The organism is Paramicrobacterium humi (assembly GCF_900105715.1).
In the GTDB taxonomy this organism is placed as follows: domain Bacteria; phylum Actinomycetota; class Actinomycetes; order Actinomycetales; family Microbacteriaceae; genus Paramicrobacterium; species Paramicrobacterium humi.
In genome coordinates this window covers 1322298-1342378 of sequence record NZ_FNRY01000001.1, presented here as the reverse complement: position 1 = coordinate 1342378, position 20081 = coordinate 1322298, and the positions used below count along the sequence as shown (strand labels likewise).

Here is a 20081-nt window from a genome sequence, read left to right as displayed (position 1 = left end):
TGCGACCTCAAGGAGAACCAAGCCGACGAACGAGAGTACACAACTCGACACGTTTGAGCGACGCGAAGCTCGTCGCCGCTTTCAGCGATCGTGCCGAGGACGTGGCAACCGCATCTGAGCGGCTCACGCGGCTCAGGTACAGACGGTCCCGCGTACAAGAACATACGTTTTCGTACGGAATCAGGCACTCGGTGAACACTCGAGCCGGTCAGCGCTACGACTGATCCGACCATGGAGTACCGCGCGTGCAAAGGGACGGACACGAACCGGTCAGGCGGAGCACACCGCGAGGAGTGGGCGCTAACCCATTTGTCTACTTCTGCAATTACGCGTTACCCAGCAACGCGTTGAACAGCCTAATAGGTGCACGGTCTAGGACGTGAGTATCGGACACGATGATGTGCGACAGCCCGCGGCCCCGCAGTTCAGCCACAGCGCGCCGTACCTCGGGATTCCAGTGAGCGTCATCGTGTCGCCAGAGCGGATGACCGATCACGACAGCGGCGCCCGGACCATCTGGCGAAACGAGCGCTGGCAGTCCGTTGACCACGTGCTGCTCGATTCGAAGGTGCGGACCGTAGCCATCGGCGAAGTTCTGCATCAGGGCGTTGGTTCGGTCGCTCCAGTGCGACGGCTCCAACTCACGACCAAGCGCCAGATCCACAATGTCGAGCCCAAGTCGCCAATCCAAGGCCCAATGGTTGAAGCGGTTCTCGTAGTTGCGGAGGCACCCTGGGCAGGAAGACGTGCAGGCAGTGCCGTGTGGACCTTCGCGGAGCCGTCGACCGGTCTCTTCTCGAATCGACTTCAAGAGCTTCTCGAAGGTCGCAATCTCACCAAGCTCCAGCGCGTATCCCGCACCGTTATCAAGAGCATCGGCGAGGAATACACGCGCCGAGACCGTCGTGCCGTTCCGCGTTGGCTGAAGGCCTACCTCAAGCTCCGACTGCTCTATGTCCAGGTACTCCTTGGCAGCGTTGCGAAGCATCTCGGCGAAGGAGAGCAAAGCACCTTTGCCCGCCGGGCACGCCCACGGCAGCGTACCCACCGTTCCTTCAGGGAGGGCTAGTCTATCGAGTCCGAGCAGGAGCACGTCGGTACGGCGGACTTCTCCGATCGCAGCTGGGTCAAGAGCCTGCCCGGCTGTCCGCATGAATTCCGGCAACGGACGCCGATACAGATCTCGATTCTGCGCGATGACCGATCCATCTGACTGACGGCTCAGATCAAACAGCTTCCGGTTATTGTCGTTTACCGCGACTACTTCCGCCTGCTCGAGTAGCCGGAGTGAGACGCCCTGAAGCCTCACCTCCTGCCCGAGCTCCGCGTTCGTCGAGAGTTCGGAGTAACCGGCGTACATGGGCGTAATGTGCGAGTCGTTGTAGTCAGGCTGACTGTAGATCGTCCGATACCCCTCGGGCTGATAGAGCGAGAACGCCCTCATCTCCTCCCCGCAGACCGAGCACTCGAGCGACTCGTGGGTCGGACGCGTGTCGAGGCTGCCGCACTGCCAACAACGATGAACCTGCAACGGTGCCCCTAGCGGGTCTTTCGCGCGCGCGCTCGTTCCGATGATGTCGTAGGCCGCGAAACCGACCGCGAGGTGCTCGGCGCCGTCCTTGACGACGACGGCTCCCGGAGCGAATGCCGTGATGGACATACGAAGATCGCGATCGGCGACGGTATGCCTTTCGGCATCGGCAATACCGCGAAGCGGCCTCGAATAGAGCGGCCGCACGCGGGTCGGAAAGCCGAACATCGGGAGTACGCCGGCGTTCGCAAGCAACTCGCTGAGTTCGGTGTGCTGGAAGTAAGGGTTACCAACGGCTTCGTCGATGTCGCCCGCTAGACGGTTCCGTGCCCAGTTCTTTAGTTCGGCAACGTCAAGTGCCGTGAAGGCGCTGAACCGTTCGCAGACAAGCGAAACGTCGCCCGATACCTGAAGCCAGGACTCAACCTCCGCGCGCCGCTGCGGCCAGTCAATGGTCAATCCGAACGTGCCGTGGATACTGTCACGGGTCCTCCGCGGCGGGTTCTGCACAGCGAGAAATGCGCTCCTAAGAAGTTCCGCCGCGATCACCCGACGAACGATGCGGGGTCGCGACAAGTCGATGAACGGGGGCGGCGGATCGGCTGCAGTCATCTTCTCGGGGGCCTGGAAGTAGTAGTCATCGTGCGCTCGGTCCCGCGAGACGGTAACCGCAAACGAGAACGGTTGGCCGGAGCGCCCAGCGCGGCCGACCCGTTGTTGATAGTTGAACCGTTGGGGAGGCATGTTGGCCATCGCAACGGCACGGAGCGAGCCGATGTCGACTCCGACCTCCATCGTGGTCGTTACCGAGAGCAGGTCGAGGGGGTCGGCGAGTGCACTCTCAGATGGCGGCGGGAGCACCTCGCCCTTGAAAAGACGCTGTCGAGCCCGTTGGTCGGCCAGTCTGGTCTGGCCGGTGAGCTCTGCAACTCGCATGCGTCGAAGCGGCTGAGAGGCGAGCCATCCGTAGTAGTCGAGTTCTTCGGACCATTCCTCCGCATGGAGCACTCCGTTCGGGCACTCCACGTTGGTGCAGACGCCAGCCGAAGAATGTAGATGCGTCGTACCGCAGTTCTCGCAGACCCATACCTTATTACTAGGCGTCCTGAGTTCGAGGGAATCCTGCCCTGTCTGGGTTCTGAGCGTCCAGTTCTCATCGACAATGTTGCTCGCGCGGAGGAACTCGCCAACGTTGGCCACAAGCATCTCCCCGTCCACCTGATGCTTGGCAGCGACACGTTTGAGGTAAGTTCCCACGACCTTCGGCGCTGAGTTGGATCGAGCTGCATATCCACCCTCGAACCTTTTTGCGATGCCAAGGAGTCGGATTACGCTCGCCGTGACATCCCCGGAGATCTCGGTCGAGAAACCCCAGTTGTCGGGCGCAACTGGCCGCGCCCTGACTACTCCAAGACGAGTGGATTCTAAGTCGCGCGAGGCTCTGTCGAAGACCGCTTCCGCCACGGCAGTTGCAGTGAGCCGGTAACGGTCTTGTCGGATAGGCCGCGCTACGGCGTCCGCCAACGGCTCCCAGGCGTTACGGACCGGAGGCTCATAGGCTCGATACCACGGAGCATCGCCTTCACTTTCCGCCACGGAAGGCCCCGGACCAGCTGGGTTGACGCCAACCTTGAGCATAACGCGCTCAGCGTCGTGGATCAGGGTCGCCCACGGAAGAGATTCAGCCTCCTGCTCCGCAGAGGCGATCATCGCCATGTCCATGGAATCGGCAGCACGAAGGCTTTCCAGCCGGAGCTTATCGAACAGCTCACGACGACTAGCACGCAACTGCTCGGCGTGCTGAAGATCGCCGCCAATTAGCTCGCCGCGAAGGAGCGCACGCAGAATTGGTACAGGGTTCTCGCGCCCATGAAGAAGCTGTCTAACAACCTGTCGCACTTGATCCCGGAAGTTGTTGAGCGCAATCCCGGCCGCGATGCGGGCGGAATCGTCACGACTGTCGGTGAATACGATCGTCCGCGACTCAGCCGCTTCGGCCCCGAGGCTTCGGAACAACTGGGATACCGCCATTTGGTTGAGTTGTGCTCTACCTGACGTATGTGCACGGATCGGCGATCGGACGTTGCCGGCGAAGTAGACCGCCGCATCTCGGTTCTCCTGTCTCCCACCGCAGCGGGGACAGGATTCCGGTAGCGCAGGCAGCGCCAGACCGCTGTCGTCGCCCGCATTGTGGCTGAGGACGACTGCTGGGACGCCATCGGGAGCGTCCCCGAGCATGAGCGCCCCGAGTTTCGGATTCCAGGATGCGGCTCCGAAGTTGGTCTCAACGGTCGCCTGGTTCGCGTCCATGTCGGCGGGAAGTTTGTGCCGGTTTGGTGCATCCGGGACTGGGGAGCCGAGCCACAGCCATCGATACTCGTCGTCGCTTCTCCGATATACAAAGTCGCCGGAGTTTTCACCTGGAGTTACCGGCGTGGTTGAGAGCACGACAGCACCGCGATCCGGCCGTTCCACGACGTAGCCACCAAGGCTGACATCACCGCACTCGAAACAGTAGAGGAGTTCAAGCACGCGAGCACCGCAGTCAGCGCACGTTGACCGCGGGGTGTCATACATCCGACCGACTCGCCGAGGTTCCGAATCAGTTCCGCCCGGGCAGCTTGGATCAGAGCACGCCCATAGCCCGCGCATCCCTCGCATCATTACGTGACCGCGGAACTGGATCGCGGGTTTCACCGCGGCAGCGAGACCGTCAAGCATCGCGGCGAGCGCCGTCGACGCTAATGGGTCATCTCCGAAGAGCCGAGTCGCAACCGTGTCGATACGCGTCGCCTTCGGTCGTCCGTCGTTAGGGTCGTTGCATGCAGCTGCGATTGTCTCCGCCCACCGGTCCCGTGCAGCTACTTCTGCGAGTTCGTCCGCAGCGATGCATAGCACATTAGCAGCAGAAGGCTTCTGGCCGGTCACCAGCGCTCTCGGCTGCCCCGGCTCGATCAGAAAGGACGCGCGGTCGATACCAAAGAATCGCTCTAGGTACTCCAACCCCGAGTCATCACCTGGGAGAGATGCGCTCGTCCCGATGATTCTGAACTGGTCGGAAGTCGGCTCGAGCCCGATCCGCGAAGCCAGGTTTCGGACAACCATGCCTACCTCGGCCCCGGTGCTTCCGCGGTAGAGGTGCAACTCGTCGACGACAAGGGTGAAAACGTGGTCGGACGACCTCTGGAGCCAGCGTCGCGTGGATTCGAAGATCGGCTCTTCGACGTCTCGCATGAGCATCACGTTGAGCATCGAGTAGTTCGTTACTAGCACGTCGGGTGGCGTGGCGATCATGTCCCAACGCGTGATGAGTTCGCCTGCGTGCGGATCCTGGAACTGGGCCATTAGGTCCGGGGTGTTGAGCGCTGCGAGCCGCGCGTTCAGACTGGAGAGTTCTCGTATATCTCTCGCCACGTCGGCGGTCGCAGACGTGGGCACTTTCCCCGTTGGAACTCCGCCCGAACCCGGCGTTGCGCCGGTGTAACGACCAAACCAGAGGTCAATGGGAGACTCCTGATCCCGGAGGGCGCGGACAGCTCGTCGAAGCCGTGCGATTTGGTCCTCGACCAGCGCATTGGTCGGGTAGAGGATCATGGACCGCACCGCCGCCTGCTTCATTCCTACGGTCCGAGTTGGCCGCCAGCTCTCAGTTTGCCGCTTCAAGTCCCACCACTCGTGAATGGGGGCCAGAGCTGCGGCCGAGCGCTTCTCAGCCGCGATCCGGCTTAGGAGCGGAATCAGGAAAGACTCGGTCTTGCCGGATCCCGTGCCCGAGGTCACCACGGGGTTGTGCACGATGTCCGGTGCGAAATGAGTTGCGAGCGCAACCGCTTGGTGTTTGCGTAGTTTGGCGCCCGCCAGCTCATCAGGCAGCAGGCCGAAAACTGCACTGATCACGTCTCCCAGATCACGTATGTCAACACCGGCCTGGCTCGCCGCCTCGCCCACGGAAGCAACCCCGTCATATGGCAGAACGGGCTCGAGCATGAGCGGGGCGAACAGGTTTCCTTGCCCCTCAAGCAGCAGGCGGCGCCGCTCCTCGACGAGTGCTTTGTCTCGTAAGGCATAGGCGGTGTCGATGTACCGAAGGAACGCATCGCGGAGATCGTCAGCGATCTTCACCGGGGTTGGAAATGGCACTCTACTCACCGACTCACGCGATTGAATATGACGTCCGCGACTGCTCGCGGCACTGATGGGTACTGAAGCATCCGATGGTTCACAAACTCGCGCGGGGCTCGTCCTGAGCAAAGCGCGAGCGCGCGCCCGTACAGCGCCGGCAGGTCCGCACCCAGCGGCGTGATAACTGAGCCGCTTCGTGAGTTATAGCCGACGAGGGGGTCATTGGCCCACAAGTTCGCGATGTGCTTCACAATCTGCGCATTGCCCAGCCCGATGGTTCCGCTCGCGATGTCATCAGCTGTGCGGATCGCGTAGGTCGAACCGTAGTGCCTGAGTCGGTATGCGCCGACCCTGGCGAGTGACTCGGTCCGGTGCCATGATGCAGAGGCCGTGTCCCAGAAGTCCACTGATCTGTAGACCGGCACGATGACGCGTTTGAGTGCCTTGGCCAATTCGCTGAGTGGGGGAAGCGCCTCAGCGATTACCTTCGCAGGGGAAGCATCAAGCACCGCGATCCCAGCTTTATCTAGCGCCGCGACCGGCAAATCACCAGCAACCTCGACACGGGTGAGTGCGGCGTCAACACTGGTGCTGACGACGGCGCGACTTCCCACGAGTCCCCTAAGTCTCCCCAGTAGATCGTCCGAACGAGACCCAATGAGAATCCATCGCCTGTCGCCCATCGGAACGAGCGTCGACTTGTTCACTGCCCATTCCGTCACCCGGAGGAAGGCATCCCTGACCGCATCAACGTGACCGACGACCTCAAGCTGTCGGAGGAAGGAGTCCGCAAACAGTTCGGAGCCGTCGATCTGGGCAGCTATGCGCTCGAATACTCCAAACGATCCAGCCCCCACGTGGTTGAGCGCATCGAACGCGACGTCGAAGTCTGACTCGTCCGCCTCGATCAACGGGGGGCTCTCTGGGAGAACGACTATCTTCGCAGCGACATCCTTCTTCTTCGCAGCCCAGGGGGTGCCCGCGAAACGGCGCACAAGCCCGCAGGTCGCACACTCGCCCTTGATACTCCGTGTGGGTGTTTGGCCCGGAAGGACCGGTGGAAGGAGAAACCGGTGCATCCCGGTGACGAGACACGAGTCGCTCGCCACAGGGAGCCCGACCCGCGTCTTTGTTAGCTCTGGGTTGGAGTCGCTCCTTTCCCGCGGCACGAACTCAGACATTGGTCTAGCGGCTTCATCACCGAGCGATTCAAGGCCCACCGTCCTCGCACCATTTACATGGTCTGGCCAGTCAGCTGGGCCAGCAGTAAGTGGCCAGCGCGGCGAGGAATCGGGCGAGTAGACTAGACGGATATCAACATCATCAACTCTGAACTGCGGGGTGCGCGCGGATCGCAGTCGGAGGAGCGCTGTCGATGACGGCTTGGTCTTATCGTCGACGAACATAGCGACCACATACTCGCCGTCAGACAGGTCACGATGTGCGAGCGGGAGAACTGCGAGTTCGCCGGGCTGACTAGACTCGGCGACGAGCGCGGCGGGGTCAATGCGTGTGCCGCGGTAGAGCCGGACATCTATCGAGGACGCCCCTGCGACGAGGGCGACAGCTTCGGGTGGTTCCATCACCGACCATTTGCGAAGCAGCCCGGGAATCACGAAGCCACCTCGCAGAGTCAAGCTCGTCCTAGTACGCGGAACAAGCGGGAGCAAGTCGAAATGCACTTGCCCCATCGGCGCGGAGACGATCTGAACCTGTTTATAGACAAGCCATCCCTCCGGTGTGCCTGGCAGCTCTGCGAGTTCGTGCCAGCCTGGCCGGGCGTGGACAGCGAGGTGAGCCTCCACGCGTTTGCGCGCATCCGACCTCGCCAGGACGATGCTGTCCTCGGCAAGTGGGATGTGTTCGATCTCGACATACGCCCCCTGGAGGTCGTCCCAACGGAGAGAGATGACCCGCTTCGGTCTGCGACCGAACGGACGGCTGTCGTCGTCCCCGAACTCTCCCGTGAGCTGTTCGCCCACGAGGGACGCTCCACTAATCCCCTCGACCCCTGACAGGCGCGTGGAGCCACCCGGCCCGGAGATGGTCGGAACAACCTCCTCCTCATCCTCAAGCTTGAATCGGGCAATATCTGGTCCCTGCGACCGATACGGAAGCATCAAGTTGAACTCGATGGACTTGCGAGGGAAAGTCCGCACGAACGCCAGCAGACGCGTGGTGGCGACAGGCCGTGCAGACGCGAATGCCTCGACCCCAGACCCATCCCATGCTTCGAGTTCGAGACACGCTGCGTCGATAATTCGGTCTCTGGCTGCAGAGACGCGCCAAAGCTGGGCAAGGTGCGAGCTGAGAGGCAGGCTGGGCGTGGCCGTTGCATACGGGTCCATCGCGAGACTCATGTCCTCCGGCGAGATGCGTAGGCCCGGAGTCATACCCTCAACCGCGAAGAGTTCGTGGAGGCCAGCACGATCGTGCTGTCGGACAACCGCCTGGGACATCGGCAACCCAATGAAGGCGTGGCCTCCGACCGCGTAGGCCGTTGGGATTCCGCGCTCGCCATCCCATGCCTCAAGCCAGGCATTCAGTGATCCCCACAGCAGGTCGGCGACGCGACGATAGTCGTTCTCGACCCTCAGATACTCGGACGTCGGCACTTGGAGTATTCGATGCAGTCGCGAGTAGTAGTTATGAGCGGCATGGTCACCGTCCGCCTGCATTTGCTCCGCGGCAATCGAAAACACGACCAAGAGCGGAAGCGCGGACGGCGTCTCGAGCGGCTGGTGCCGATGGCGGCGCGCGGCCTCGCCCTGCCAATAAAACGGTGCGACGCCGGGTTCACCCAGCTGTAGAGACGACTTGACGATGGTCGATAACCCAACCAGCGTCCGATCTTCGATCTCCGCGGCTTCGAGTATCTCGCGAACCGTCTCGGCGTCTGGGAGAGCGTAGACAGGTCGTCCAGCCTGCCCTGAACCGAACATGATGTCCGCGACTGCTTCACTCAGACGCGTGTAATCGGAATCCACAGCTAGCCTCCCACCCACTATGCTCTGCTCCCCTCTGTGCCCACCAACCTAGCGACGAGCTCCGACATCGGCGCTCCCTGAAATGTCCGAAGCTACTAGGGCTGATCACGCGGCATCGCAGGCCTCTTGCTCGAGCGCTATCATCGTTCCATCGGGTCTTTTCAGCAGCGGCTCCGCGATCGCGCGCACAACGTCTGCATTCACGGCATTGCCGAGCGCCTTGTACGCTCGGAGGTCACAACTCGGTAGCGCGATCGCACCCAGGCTTTGAAGAGCTGCGCACTCCGTTGGAGTCATGTAGCGGCGGACGCCCACGACGTCTTTGCCAAGGACCGGAACCTGCGTATGGGTCATGGCGATGAGGCTCGGAGCGGTCGTGGTCCGCTTCACGCGGAGACCTGAGGCACGCAGCTGGAGGACGTATTTATCAATCCGGCGTTCGCCGCCTTGCACATTCCATTCGAACTTCTGCAGACTTGACGGCAGCTTCCACGGCTGCCACTGTTCTAGCCACGGGTCGATCCACCTTTGGTTCGCCCAGTAGAACTCTCGGTTCTGGCGAATGAACGCCTGTTTCCACCTCGGGAAAATAAGGTCGGCAGGTCGGCGCGCGTGGCTCGGTAATAGGTCGAATTGTTCCGGTTCTGACAGCCCCTTTAACTCAAAACCAAAGCTGCCAAGCGAAAGATCTAGGTCCCGGGGACCGAGTTCCTTCCAGATCGCCGGCGGGGTAGCGTCCTCGTAGGGATACGTCGCCCCGAACTCCATCGCCCAGATAGGGAAGGAGGGTAGCTTCAAGGACTCCGGGGCGCGCTGTAGAAAGTCGTCCCACATGTCGATTGCACGCAGGGTCTGAGTAGAGATTGCACGCGTCGGCTTTGCTTCTCTGTCCAGCACGCTGCTGATATCCGTGTTAGGCCGAGCCGGGCTCGGCCACTCGAATCCATCGAGCCCATCAAGCGATCCGACGAAGTAGGCGCGTTCTCGTATCTGCGGCACGCCGAACTCGTGCGGCGAAAACTTGTGCACGTCAACCGTGTAGCCGAGGTCTTCAAGCTGCTCTCGAATAGTGGCGAGTGTCTCGCCGTTCTGATGGCGCAGGATGTTTGGCACGTTCTCGAGGATGAATCGTCGCGGCCGCTTCTCTCTGAGGATCGCCAGCACTTTGAAAAATAGTTGCCCCTGGAGAGTGTGACTAAACCCCAGTTGTTCACCCGCCTTAGAGAACGGCTGGCAAGGGAAGCCAGCAGTCAAGACTTCGTGATCCGGAACCTCTCGGGAGATCGTGGCGTCGTCCTTCAAATCATTTACGTCAGCCCAGGGCTTGATGCCGAAATTTGCCTCATAGAGTGCGTTCAGCGTCGTATCCCATTCGGCAGCGAACACACCCTCACCACCGAGTTTTTTCAGCGCGACGTGGAAGCCCCCAAGTCCCGCGAACAGGTCGACGAACCGAAAGGTGGCAGCCTCACCGGACATGTTGGCTCCTTTCCGTCAGCCGGTTCCACGGTAGCGGGGCCCACCGTCGCCGAAGCAGCAGCTCGCCGATTGCCACCCGAACGCGGGGGTGCTAGGCAAGAGGCCGGCTTCGCTCAAGCGCGAGCGACCGACCAACGGACGTCGCTCTGGAGCGGCGCCGCTGCAATGGGTTATGAGAGACGGGCTCGCGATCATGAGGTGCGCAGCGACAGCGCTTCGGAGACGCTCGGCACCGTCGGTTTCTCACGCAGCATCGGGAGTCGTCGAACAGCGCTTCGACGTCTACTTGTAGCGCGCTATGAGTACCCGCGCGTTAGTAGCTGCTGCGTTCCAGCGTGCGCCGCGACTTCAGAGAAGCCCCTAGGGCTGCGATATTTCGCGGGCGTTTAGTCCGCTATAAAGCCAAAGACTTAGACCACCCGATCGTTGCCCCCGTCAACGCTGAGGTGCGCGCCGGTTGTCGCTGGCAATGCCGTACCTGCGAACACGGCGACGGCGTCGGCGACCGTGCGGCTCGTGACTTCCATTTTGAGCAAATTCCGCGTTTTGTACTCGTCGACGGTCAGGCCGTAGTTCGCGGCCCGCTTCTCGAGAAGCTCGGGCGTCCAGATCGCGGTGTCGAACACGGCGTCCGGTTCGACGGAGTTCACGCGGATTCCGTCGGTGGCCGACTCCAGCGCGGCGACGCGAGCGAGCTGGGCGGCAGCCGTCTTGCTCGCCGAGTACGCCGCGACGCCCGGACCGGGAGCAGCGACGTTCTTCGTCGAGACGAGAACCACACGCCCACCGCGCGGTGCCAGCGCGAGGTATGGGTGCGTCTCGCGGAGTGCGCGAGCGACCGCTGTCGTGTTGACGGCGAGGGCGGCGTCCCAGGCGCGGTCATCGAGCTCGGCGATCGGGGCACTCGGCGGGAAGATGCCCGCGGCGATGACGAGGACGTCGACGCCGCCGAAGTCGCGGACCGCCGTGTCGGCAGCCATCTTCAACACGTCGGCATCGCTCACGTCGCCGACGACGCCTCGCCAGGAAGGCGAGTCGAACGCAGTCGTGACGGCCGGGTTGAGGTCGATCCCGACGACGGCGGCGCCGCCCTCGAGCAGACGTTGTGCGCAGGCGCGGCCGATTCCCGATGCGGCACCCGTGACGATGGCGATCTCGCCCTCGAACTCGGCCACGTTGCTCTTGGCGAGCTTCGCCTGCTCGAGGGACCAGTACTCGATGTCGAACGTGTCGCGCTCGTCAAGCGACGAGTAGGCCGACATCCGGTCGGCCGCGGCGATGATCTGCATCGTGTGCAGGTAGATGTCGCGGGCGATCGCGGCATCCTTGACGGTGCTGCCCGCCGTGAGCATTCCCCACTCCGGGTCGAGAACGACGCGGGGAGCCGGATCGATCTCGACGATGCCGCGACCGGCACGGTTCTCGTCGACGTAACGGCGGTACGCCTCCGCAAACGCGTCGACGTCGCGGCCGACGAGCGGCTGACGCTTCGTGCGAATCACGTGCTCGGGAGTCGCTGTGCCGCGCGCCGTGCGTTCGACGGGGTCGGAGCGTGAGGCGAACTCGGCCGCCACCAAAGACGCGGACTGGGCCACGATCATCGGACGCCCGGCGACGCGTGACAGCTCCGCGCGGAAGCGCGCCAGGTCGGCAGGCACACCGTGGCGCTCTTCCTCCTCGCCGGGGTCTCCCCACTCGCTCACACCGAGCGCTTGCGACGCTCGGCCGACGAGTTCACGGTGCCGTGCGAGGGCGGCATCCGGATCGTCATTGAAGGTGAACAGTCCGTGGTTGGAGAGCACCAGCGCATCGACGCCCGAGAAGCCGTCGGCGAACGCCGCGGCGACTGCACGGGCCAGATCGAAGCCCGGCATGATGTACGGGAGCACGACGACGCCGTCGCCGAGAATCTCCTCGATGCTCTGGGCCCGGTCCGCCTGGTTGGTGAGGGCGACGATCGCGTCGGCGTGCGAGTGCAGCACGACCTGCGCGGGGAGGAAGGCGTGCAGGAGCGCTTCGATGGACGCCGTCGGAGCGGAGGCGTCGAGAGAGGCCTGTCGGATCTCGTTGACCATCTGCTCGTCGCTCAGCTTCTCGCACGCGAGCACCTCGAGCAGGCGTTCGCGCCGCAGGGGGCTGAAGCCGGGAGCCTCGATCGTCGCGAGGTCCCAGCCGCTGCCCTTCACCCAGACGGTGTCGACGGCGGCGCCGGTGACGTCGCGGCTCACGCCCTTGATCGAGGTGTTCCCTCCGCCGTGCAGCACGAAGGACGGGTCGCTGCCGAGCGCGCGGGAGACGCGGACGATCTCGGCGATCGCGTTTGAATCGGTCATGGCTTGGCCTCCGTCCAGACGGCTGACATGGCGTCGAGAATGCGGTCGAAGCGCTCGGCCTGCACCCGGTACGTCTCGCGATCGGGGCCCGGCTCGACGACGAGCTCCGGGTTAGGGTCGACGCGCCAGCCCGACGTGTCGGCACCGACGCCGGCCGCGGCGAGCGTGGCGACGCCGCGCGCTCCGAGCTCGGTTCCGAGCTGCCGGCGCACGGGGTGGCCGATGATGTCCGCGAACATCTGCGCCCACAGGGCGTTCTTGGCTCCGCCCCCCGCGAGCGTCCATGGACCGGACGACACGGTCGCGCCACTGACGCGCACCTTCTCGAGCTGCACGCGGTGGTACTGCGTGATCCCCTCGGCGACGGCGCGGGCCATCTCGCGGTAGCCGTGGCTGCCCTTGAGGCCGATGAACGTTCCGGAGGCGCCGAGGTGGTCGGGCGCCCCGTGCAGGAACGGGAGGAACATGAGCCCGTCGGCGCCGGCCGGCACGTCCGCTGCGGCGTTGAGCAGCTGCGGCGGTGTCACACCGTCGACGGAGAGCGTCGACATGAGCGATGAGAACCACTCGATGCTCGCCGCCGAGGTCGGCGCGACCTCCTGCGCGAGCATGAGCGCCGGGTCGGGAAGCAGCGCGTTGAGCGTCACGTTAGGCGGCGTCTCGGCTGCCGGGACGACGACCGAGTTGATCGCCCACGTGCCGACGATGACGGTGACGTCGGACTCGTCGACGGCGCCCGCGCCGAGCGGGCTCGCGACGCAGTCCATGCATCCGGCGACGACGGGAAGCCCCTCGGGCAGACCGGTCGCCGCCGCAGCCTCGGCAGTGACCGAACCGACGACCTCGTCGGACGCGGCGAGCGGCGGCAGCAGGCGCATGTGCTCGCGCGGGATGCCGAGCATGTCGAACACGCGCGGCTCGTAATCGCGATCGGCGAGCGAGAGCAGTCCGCACCCGGAGGCGTCAGAGAGGTCAGCACCGGCTCGGCCGGTGAGGCAGGCGCGCACCCAGTCCTTGCTCGAGAGCACGTGGCGGGCGGCGGCGATGCTCTCGGGCTCGTTGTCGAGCAGCCAGCGCAGCAGCACGCTCGGCTGCCCCGCCCACGGTACCGAGCCCGTGATCTCACGGATCTCCGCCACGACCGTCGTATCGAGGGACGCGACAACGTGCTCGGCGCGGCTGTCGTTCGAGGCGATGGCAGGACGCACGGGTTGCAGGTTCTCGTCGGCGAGGTAGAGACCGTTGCCCGCCGCCGTGGCACCGAGAGCTGCCGGCGTCCAGCCGTTCTCGCCGAGCCACGCGGTCAGTCGGGTGAGCACTTCGGCGACGACGCCCCAGAGCGCGAGCATGTCGATCTCCTGGCGCTCTCCGTCGACGGCCGCGCGCGGGTTCGCGGCCGAGAACGTGCGGATCTCATTGCCGTCCGCGTCGAACGCGCCCGCCTTCGCGGCGGTCAGCCCGACGTCGACACCGATGTAGCAGTGCTTCACTTCATTTCCCTCTAACTCGTCACGCCGCTTCGCCCGCCGCGAGAACGCGCGGTGCGAATCGGCGCACGGCCTCGCCGTAGCGCTCGAGCTGCTCGTCAGCCTCGGCGCGCGTCCACTCACCGGCGTCGACGAGCACGTCGGCGACCCGGGGAGCAGCGCTGATACCTACATCCTTGTTGATTCCGATGAGGGTTCGGCGCAGCACGATGTCCTCGAGCGTGTGCGCGCCCTCTTCGCGCCGGGCGTACAGCACTTCGGCCGCGATCGCGCCGGAGTCCTCATCGATGACGCGGGCCAGTTCGGGGTCGCCTTCCACGATTGCGGCGATGTCGGATGCCGCCGAGCCGTACGTGTCGACGAGTCTCCCCGCCACGTCCTCCGGCAGTGCCGACTGCGCGACGAACCACTCTCGGTACTTGGCGAGCGGTTTGTCGGGAGCGCCGGGGAGGTCCGCGCTGCGCGTCACGGAGCGGGTCACGCGCTGGCCGAGCGTCTTCTGCAGCTGGTCGGCGACCTGCTCGCCGAGGGCGCGGTGCGTCGTGAGCTTCCCGCCGATGATCGTCACAAGACCGGAGTCGGAGCCGTCGTGGCTGATGATCTGGTGGTCGCGGGTCACCTTTGACGGATCGTCGAGCTCCCCCACGTACGGCAGCGGGCGCACGCCCGAGTACGACCAGAGCACGTCGTCCGCGGTGAGCTTCGCGCGCGGGATGAGCTGGTTCACGGCGCTCAGCAGATAGTCGGTCTCGTCGGCGTCGATCGTGATCTCGTCGAGGCTGCCGTCGTACGGCAGATCGGTCGTGCCGATCATGAAGCGGCCCTGCCACGGGAGTACGAACATGGGGCGCGCGTCGTGGGGCGACTCGAAGAAGATGCACGTGTCGGGCGCGCCGGGGAACGCGTCGACGACGCAGTGGCTTCCCTTGGTCGGGCCGATCTGCCGGTCGTGCGCGCCGGCGAGATCGAGCACGCTGTCGACCCACGGGCCCGCGGCGTTGATCACGACCTTCGCGTGCACGGTCTTGAGCTCGCGGTCGACGCGGTCACGGTAGCGCACGCCCGTGATGCGACCGCCGCCGCGGACGAGTCCCTCGACGCGTGCGTGCGTGAGCACGACGGCGCCGCGTTCGTGGGCGTCGCGGGCGAGTTCGATCGTGAGCCGCTCGGTGAGCGGAACGTTGGCGTCCTGGAACAGGCCGCCCCACTTGAGCCCGCCTTCCACGAGCGAGGGCCAGCCCTCCTTGAGGCGCTTGCCGAAGACGATGCGGTTGAACGGCAGCTTCTTGCCGATCGAGAGCACGTCGTGCAGCAGGAGCCCGCATGACAGCATCCACCCGGGTCTGCTCTGCGCCTTCGAGAACGGAATGAGCATGGGGTACGGGTGCACGAGGTGCGGAGCGTGCTTGAGCAGGATGTTGCGCTCGCGGATGGACTCGAAGACGAGGTTCAGCTCCATACGCTCGAGGTACTTGAGTCCGCCGTGGATGAGTCGCGTGGAGATCGCGGAGGTGCGGGCGCCGATGTCGTCTTGGTCGATCAGCACGACCGACAGCCCCCGCGAGGCGGCTTCACGGGCGACCGCGAGACCGTTGATGCCCGCACCGATGATGGCGACGTCGGTCGGACCGACTTCCGGCTGATAGGTCGACAGTTTGGGCATAGCTATTCCTTGAGATCAGAGTGCTGTGGGCCCGAGGGGGACGGGCCCACAGCACGGCTTTCAGAGCGAGACCGGCGCGAGCGCGGCGTGCGAGAGCTGCTCGAAGAGCTCGAACGCCTCGTCGGGTGTGAGGCCGTCGTGGACGACGCCGCGCACGGCGGCGAGCATCGCGGCGGGGTGCTCCGACTGGAAGACGTTTCGGCCCATGTCGACGCCGGCGGCGCCCTGGTCGATCGCGCGGTAGGCGACGGTCAGCGCCTCCTTCTCGGCGACCTTCTTCCCGCCGGCGATGATGATCGGCACGGGGCACGCGGACGTGATCGTCTCGAAGTCCTTCTCGACGTAGTACGTCTTGATGAAGCTCGCACCGAGCTCCGCCGGGATGCGGGTGGCGAGGCGGAAGTAGCGTGCGTCGCGCACCATGTCCTTCCCGACCGCTGTCACGCCGAGCACCGGGATGCCGGCCGACTGGCCCTGGTCGACGAGCGTCGACATGTTCTTGATCGACTTGGTCTCGTGCTCGCCGCCGATGAAGACCTGGATGGCGAGCGCGGCCGCATCGAGGCGCACGGCGTCGTCGATGCCGACGGTGATCTCCTCGTCGGAGAGCTCCTTGAGGACGGACGGTCCGCCGCTCGCGCGCAGCACGATGCCCTTGCCGTTCGTCGCGGGGATCGTCGTGCGCAGCGCGCCGCGCGTGCACATGAGGGCGTCGGCCTGCGGCACGAGGGGGACGATGGAGCGGTCGAGCCGCTCGAGTCCCGACGTCGGGCCCTGGAAGTAGCCGTGGTCGAACGCGAGCATCACGGTCTTGCCGTCGGCGGGGTTGAAGATGCGCGAGAGACGCGCCCGCATGCCCCAGTCCTGGCCCGCGAGCCCCTTGAGCGGGAAGTCGGAGCGCACGGTCTCACCGCCGGTGAAGTCAGTTCCGTCACGGAGATCGTCGAGATCAGCCATCGAGGTCGCCTACTTTCTCTTTCTTTGTGGGTGTGTACATCTCGCGCAGTCTGCGCAGAGTGGTCTTTCCGGTTCCGGTCGCGCCGCTCGAGACCACGACGACGAGCACGACCAGCAGCCCCTTGAGGATGTTCTGCTCGCCCACGCTCCAGCCGACGAGGTTCAGCAGGCTCGAGAGCATGACGAAGAACAAGGCTCCCGCCCACACGCCGGTCACGACGGGGCGTCCGCCGGCGATGAGGGTGCCGCCGATCACGACGACCGCGATCGAGTCGAGCATGTAGGAGGTGCCGAGCACGGTGCTCGGCGAGATGTAGGCCGAGAGCACTCCCCCGGTGAGGCCGGCGAAGGTGCCGCTCAGCAGGTAAGTCACGGCCGTGACGGTGCGCACACGCAGTCCCGCCTTCGCCGCCGCCTTCGCGCTCTGGCCGATCGCGGCGACGGAACGGCCGAACGTCGTGCGCTTGAGCACGAACGCGACGATGAGCGTCACGACGAGGGCGAGCCACGCGATGCTCGGGATGCCGAGGACGCGCGAGGTGACGAAGGCGCGGAGCGAGGCGTCGGCGCCGCCGCGGTTGGCGTCGGCGAGGATGAGCACGAGCGAGGTGACGACAAGGCTCGTCGCGAGGGTCGCGATGATCGGCGGCACCCGCAGCACGAGGATCGCGAGCACACTCAGGACCGCAGCGGCCGCGCCCGCGAGGATCGCTGCGATGACACCGGCGAGCGCTCCTGCCGAGCTGCCGACGGAGACCGAGACGTACGCGGCCATGGAGATCACGGTGCCGACCGACACGTCGATGTTGCCGGGTCCGAGCGTGATCACGAGCATCTGGCCGAGCGAGACGAGCACGAGGTACGGCGCGAGGCTCAGCGCCTGCGAGAGCGGGGACCAGGCGGAGCCGGAGCTGACCGACATGATGCACAGCCAGACGGCGACGACGCCGATGGTTGCCCAGCCCCACGCGGGCCACGTGATCGGGAATCGACGGGTTGCGACCGAGGGAGCGGAGGTTGCGGTTGTCATGAGCGAGTGATCCGTTCGGTGATGACGCGGCCAGCGAGCACGGCGAGGACGACGAGGCCCTGCGCGGCGGACTGCACGGTCGACGGAAGGTTGATGAAGCTCAGCAGCACGGTGATGAGGCCGAGCGTGACCGCGCCGAGGGCGGTTCCGATCGGCAGCGCCCGGCCGCCTGAGAAGTTGCCGCCGCCGAGGATCACCGCGGCGATCGTCATGAGCGTGTAGCTTCCCGCGGAGTTGATGTCGCCCGAGCGGGTCTGCGACGCGAGCAGAAGACCCGACACGACGATGAGGATCGCGGCGAGCACGTAGGCGCCAACGCGTGTCATGGTCAGCGACCAGCCGAGCTTGCGGAGCGTCGCTGGGCTGCTGCCGAGGGCACGCATGCGGGCTCCGAAGCGGCTGTAGCGGCTCAGGTACCAGCCGATGACGCACGCGACGGCGATGTACACGAGGGGTGCGGGAATCCAGTCGGGACGCCAGCGTCCCACCATCGTGAGCCAGTCGGGCGTCTGGCCGCCGGGGGTCGGCAGCAGCTGCAGGCCGAGCCCGAGCCACACGAACGACAGACCGAGGGTCACGATGATCGACGGCACGCCGCGCTTCTGCACGAGCAGGGCGGTGAGGGCGTACGCGACGATGACGCCGGCGAGCAGGAGCAGCCCGATGAGCGGCGACGTGCGCAGCGTCGTCGCGGCGATCACCGTGACGAGGCCGACGAGGTTGCCGATCCCGAGGTCGATGTCGCCGACCGACATGACGAGCATCTGCGCCTGCGCGGCGAAGACGAGGGGAACGGCCGACATGAGCATGAGCGTGAGGCCGTTGACGCTGAGGATCGCAGGCTGCAGTGCGATCGCGAGGCCGAAGATGACGGCGAGCGCGACGAGCGCGAGCAGCGCGGGCGAACCGTGCATCGCGGTGACACGGGCGCGCGTGCCGAAACCGGTCCGATCGAGGGTCAGTTGGTTAGTCATTTGTCGTGTCCTGAAATCTCATCGAACGAACTGGCGATGATGCTCTCCTCCGAGATCTCGTCCTCGCGCAGCGTCGCGACGATGCGCCCCGCACGGAAGACGTACACGCGGTCGCAGTGCGCCATCTCCTTGTTCTCGGTCGAGTACCAGATGATGCAGCGGCCCTGAGCGGCCTCCGCCTTCATGAGCGCATAGAGTTCGTTCTTCGTCGCGACGTCGACGCCGCGGAACGGGTCGTCGAGCAGCACGACATCGCTGTCAGAGGCGAAGGCGCGCGCGATGAGAACCTTCTGCTGGTTGCCGCCGCTGAGCGAGGTGATGGGGGCGCCGGCGCCGCCGCGCACGCGCAGGATGTCGACCCAGTGCGCCGCGAGCTTCCGCTTGCGCCGACCGCTGATGACGCCGAAGCGGCTGACGGCCTTCCCCGCGGCGATCGTGAGGTTCTCCGCGACGCTCCACAGGGGCAGGATGCCGGAGACCTGACGATCCCCCGGAACGTAGGCACGCGCCCGCGGCACCGTGACACCGCTGTCGAACAGGCCCCGGTTCCACAGCCGTTCGAGCACTTCCTCCTGGCCCTGGCCTGCGAGGCCGGCCAGGCCGATGATCTCTCCCCGGCGCGCCTCGAGCGACGCGCCCACGCCACCCGCGAGGGCGACGACGCGGTCGCCGCTTCCCGAGGCCTCGGCATCCGCCGTCTCGGGAACCCGGCGAAGCGTCGCGGTGTCCGCCTTCACCGCACCGCCCATCTTCACGAGCAGGTCGTCTTCCGTCGCCTCGCGCGCCTCGACGGTGTCGGCGACGCGGCCGTCCTTCATCACGAGGATGCGGTCGCTGTGCGCGATCACCTCCTGCATGCGGTGCGAGATGAGCAGGGCGCTCACGCCGCGATCGGCGAGGGCGCGCACCTGCCGGTAGAGCTGCGCCGCGGCTTCGCCGTCGAGCGACTCGGTGGGCTCGTCGAGGATGAGCAGCGACAGGTTGTCGGTGCACAGGGCGCGTGCGATCTCCACCATCTGGCGCTTCGCCATCGGCAGCTCTTCGGCGCGCTTGATGACCGTGATGCCGTGGCCGGGGAACACCTCGTCGAGGGCTGCGCGCAGCCGCTTCTCCGACTGCCCTCGCCAGGTGAACGGGTTCGTCGAGCGCCGGTCGGAGAGGTACGCGTTCTCGACCGCCGACAGGTCCCCGCACAGGGCGAGTTCCTGGTAGATCATGCGGATGCCGGCCTTCTCGGCCGCCGCCGCGGAGAACGCGCCCGTGACGTCGTTCCCCGCGACCGCGATGCTCCCGGAGTCCGGGCGCTCGATGCCGGCCAGCATCCGCGTGAGTGTGCTCTTTCCTGCGCCGTTGTGACCGACGAGTCCGAGGATCTCGCCACGGGCGATCGTGAGGTCGACACCGCTCAGCGCCTGAGTGCTGCCGTATCTCTTCACGAGACCGGATGCTGCGATCATCGGCTTCGTCGCGGGCGCGACGCCGTCGATGTCGTGCGCAAGTGCGTCCATCGTCATGTTG

10 protein-coding genes are annotated in these 20081 nt (G+C 65.3%); all 10 read right to left on the bottom strand.

Annotated features, from left to right (window positions below; genetic code table 11):
- Positions 1-325 precede the first annotated feature (325 nt).
- The 10 genes from BLV49_RS06730 to BLV49_RS06685 all read right to left on the bottom strand — a co-directional run bounded on the left by BLV49_RS06730 (position 326) and on the right by BLV49_RS06685 (position 20077).
- Complete coding sequence (locus BLV49_RS06730) at positions 326-5653, bottom strand: DEAD/DEAH box helicase (RefSeq protein WP_091181742.1); 5328 nt, start codon at positions 5651-5653, stop codon at positions 326-328.
- A 23-nt stretch (positions 5654-5676) separates the two neighbouring features.
- Positions 5677-8640: a hypothetical protein gene (locus tag BLV49_RS06725; RefSeq protein ID WP_091181739.1), complete on the bottom strand. Its 2964-nt coding sequence runs from the start codon at positions 8638-8640 to the stop codon at positions 5677-5679.
- 105 nt (positions 8641-8745) lie between these two features.
- Complete coding sequence (locus BLV49_RS06720; RefSeq protein ID WP_091181735.1) at positions 8746-10119, bottom strand: DNA cytosine methyltransferase; 1374 nt, start codon at positions 10117-10119, stop codon at positions 8746-8748.
- A gap of 410 nt (positions 10120-10529) precedes the next feature.
- On the bottom strand, positions 10530-12452 hold the full coding sequence (locus tag BLV49_RS06715; RefSeq protein ID WP_091181731.1) for a bifunctional aldolase/short-chain dehydrogenase: 1923 nt from the start codon (positions 12450-12452) through the stop codon (positions 10530-10532).
- The gene (locus tag BLV49_RS06710; protein WP_091181727.1) at positions 12449-13942 is read right to left on the bottom strand and encodes an FGGY-family carbohydrate kinase; all 1494 of its coding nucleotides are present in this window, start codon (positions 13940-13942) and stop codon (positions 12449-12451) included. The genes BLV49_RS06715 and BLV49_RS06710 overlap by 4 nt, the downstream gene beginning before the upstream one ends.
- A gap of 19 nt (positions 13943-13961) precedes the next feature.
- Positions 13962-15602 carry a glycerol-3-phosphate dehydrogenase gene (gene glpD / locus BLV49_RS06705; protein ID WP_091181723.1) on the bottom strand — a complete coding sequence of 547 codons (1641 nt, stop codon included), beginning with the start codon at positions 15600-15602 and terminating at the stop codon, positions 13962-13964.
- 60 nt (positions 15603-15662) lie between these two features.
- Positions 15663-16559, bottom strand: a complete 897-nt coding sequence (gene lsrF / locus BLV49_RS06700) for a 3-hydroxy-5-phosphonooxypentane-2,4-dione thiolase (RefSeq protein ID WP_091181717.1) — start codon at positions 16557-16559, stop codon at positions 15663-15665.
- The gene (locus BLV49_RS06695) at positions 16552-17589 is read right to left on the bottom strand and encodes an ABC transporter permease (protein WP_091181714.1); all 1038 of its coding nucleotides are present in this window, start codon (positions 17587-17589) and stop codon (positions 16552-16554) included. Before BLV49_RS06695 ends, lsrF begins: the two co-directional genes overlap by 8 nt.
- Positions 17586-18563 (bottom strand): ABC transporter permease, encoded by a 978-nt coding sequence (locus tag BLV49_RS06690; RefSeq protein WP_091181710.1) that lies wholly within the window; start codon positions 18561-18563, stop codon positions 17586-17588. Before BLV49_RS06690 ends, BLV49_RS06695 begins: the two co-directional genes overlap by 4 nt.
- A complete protein-coding gene (locus tag BLV49_RS06685; RefSeq protein ID WP_218132602.1) occupies positions 18560-20077 on the bottom strand; it encodes a sugar ABC transporter ATP-binding protein in 1518 nt (505 codons plus the stop codon). The genes BLV49_RS06690 and BLV49_RS06685 overlap by 4 nt, the downstream gene beginning before the upstream one ends.
- Positions 20078-20081 lie beyond the last annotated feature (4 nt).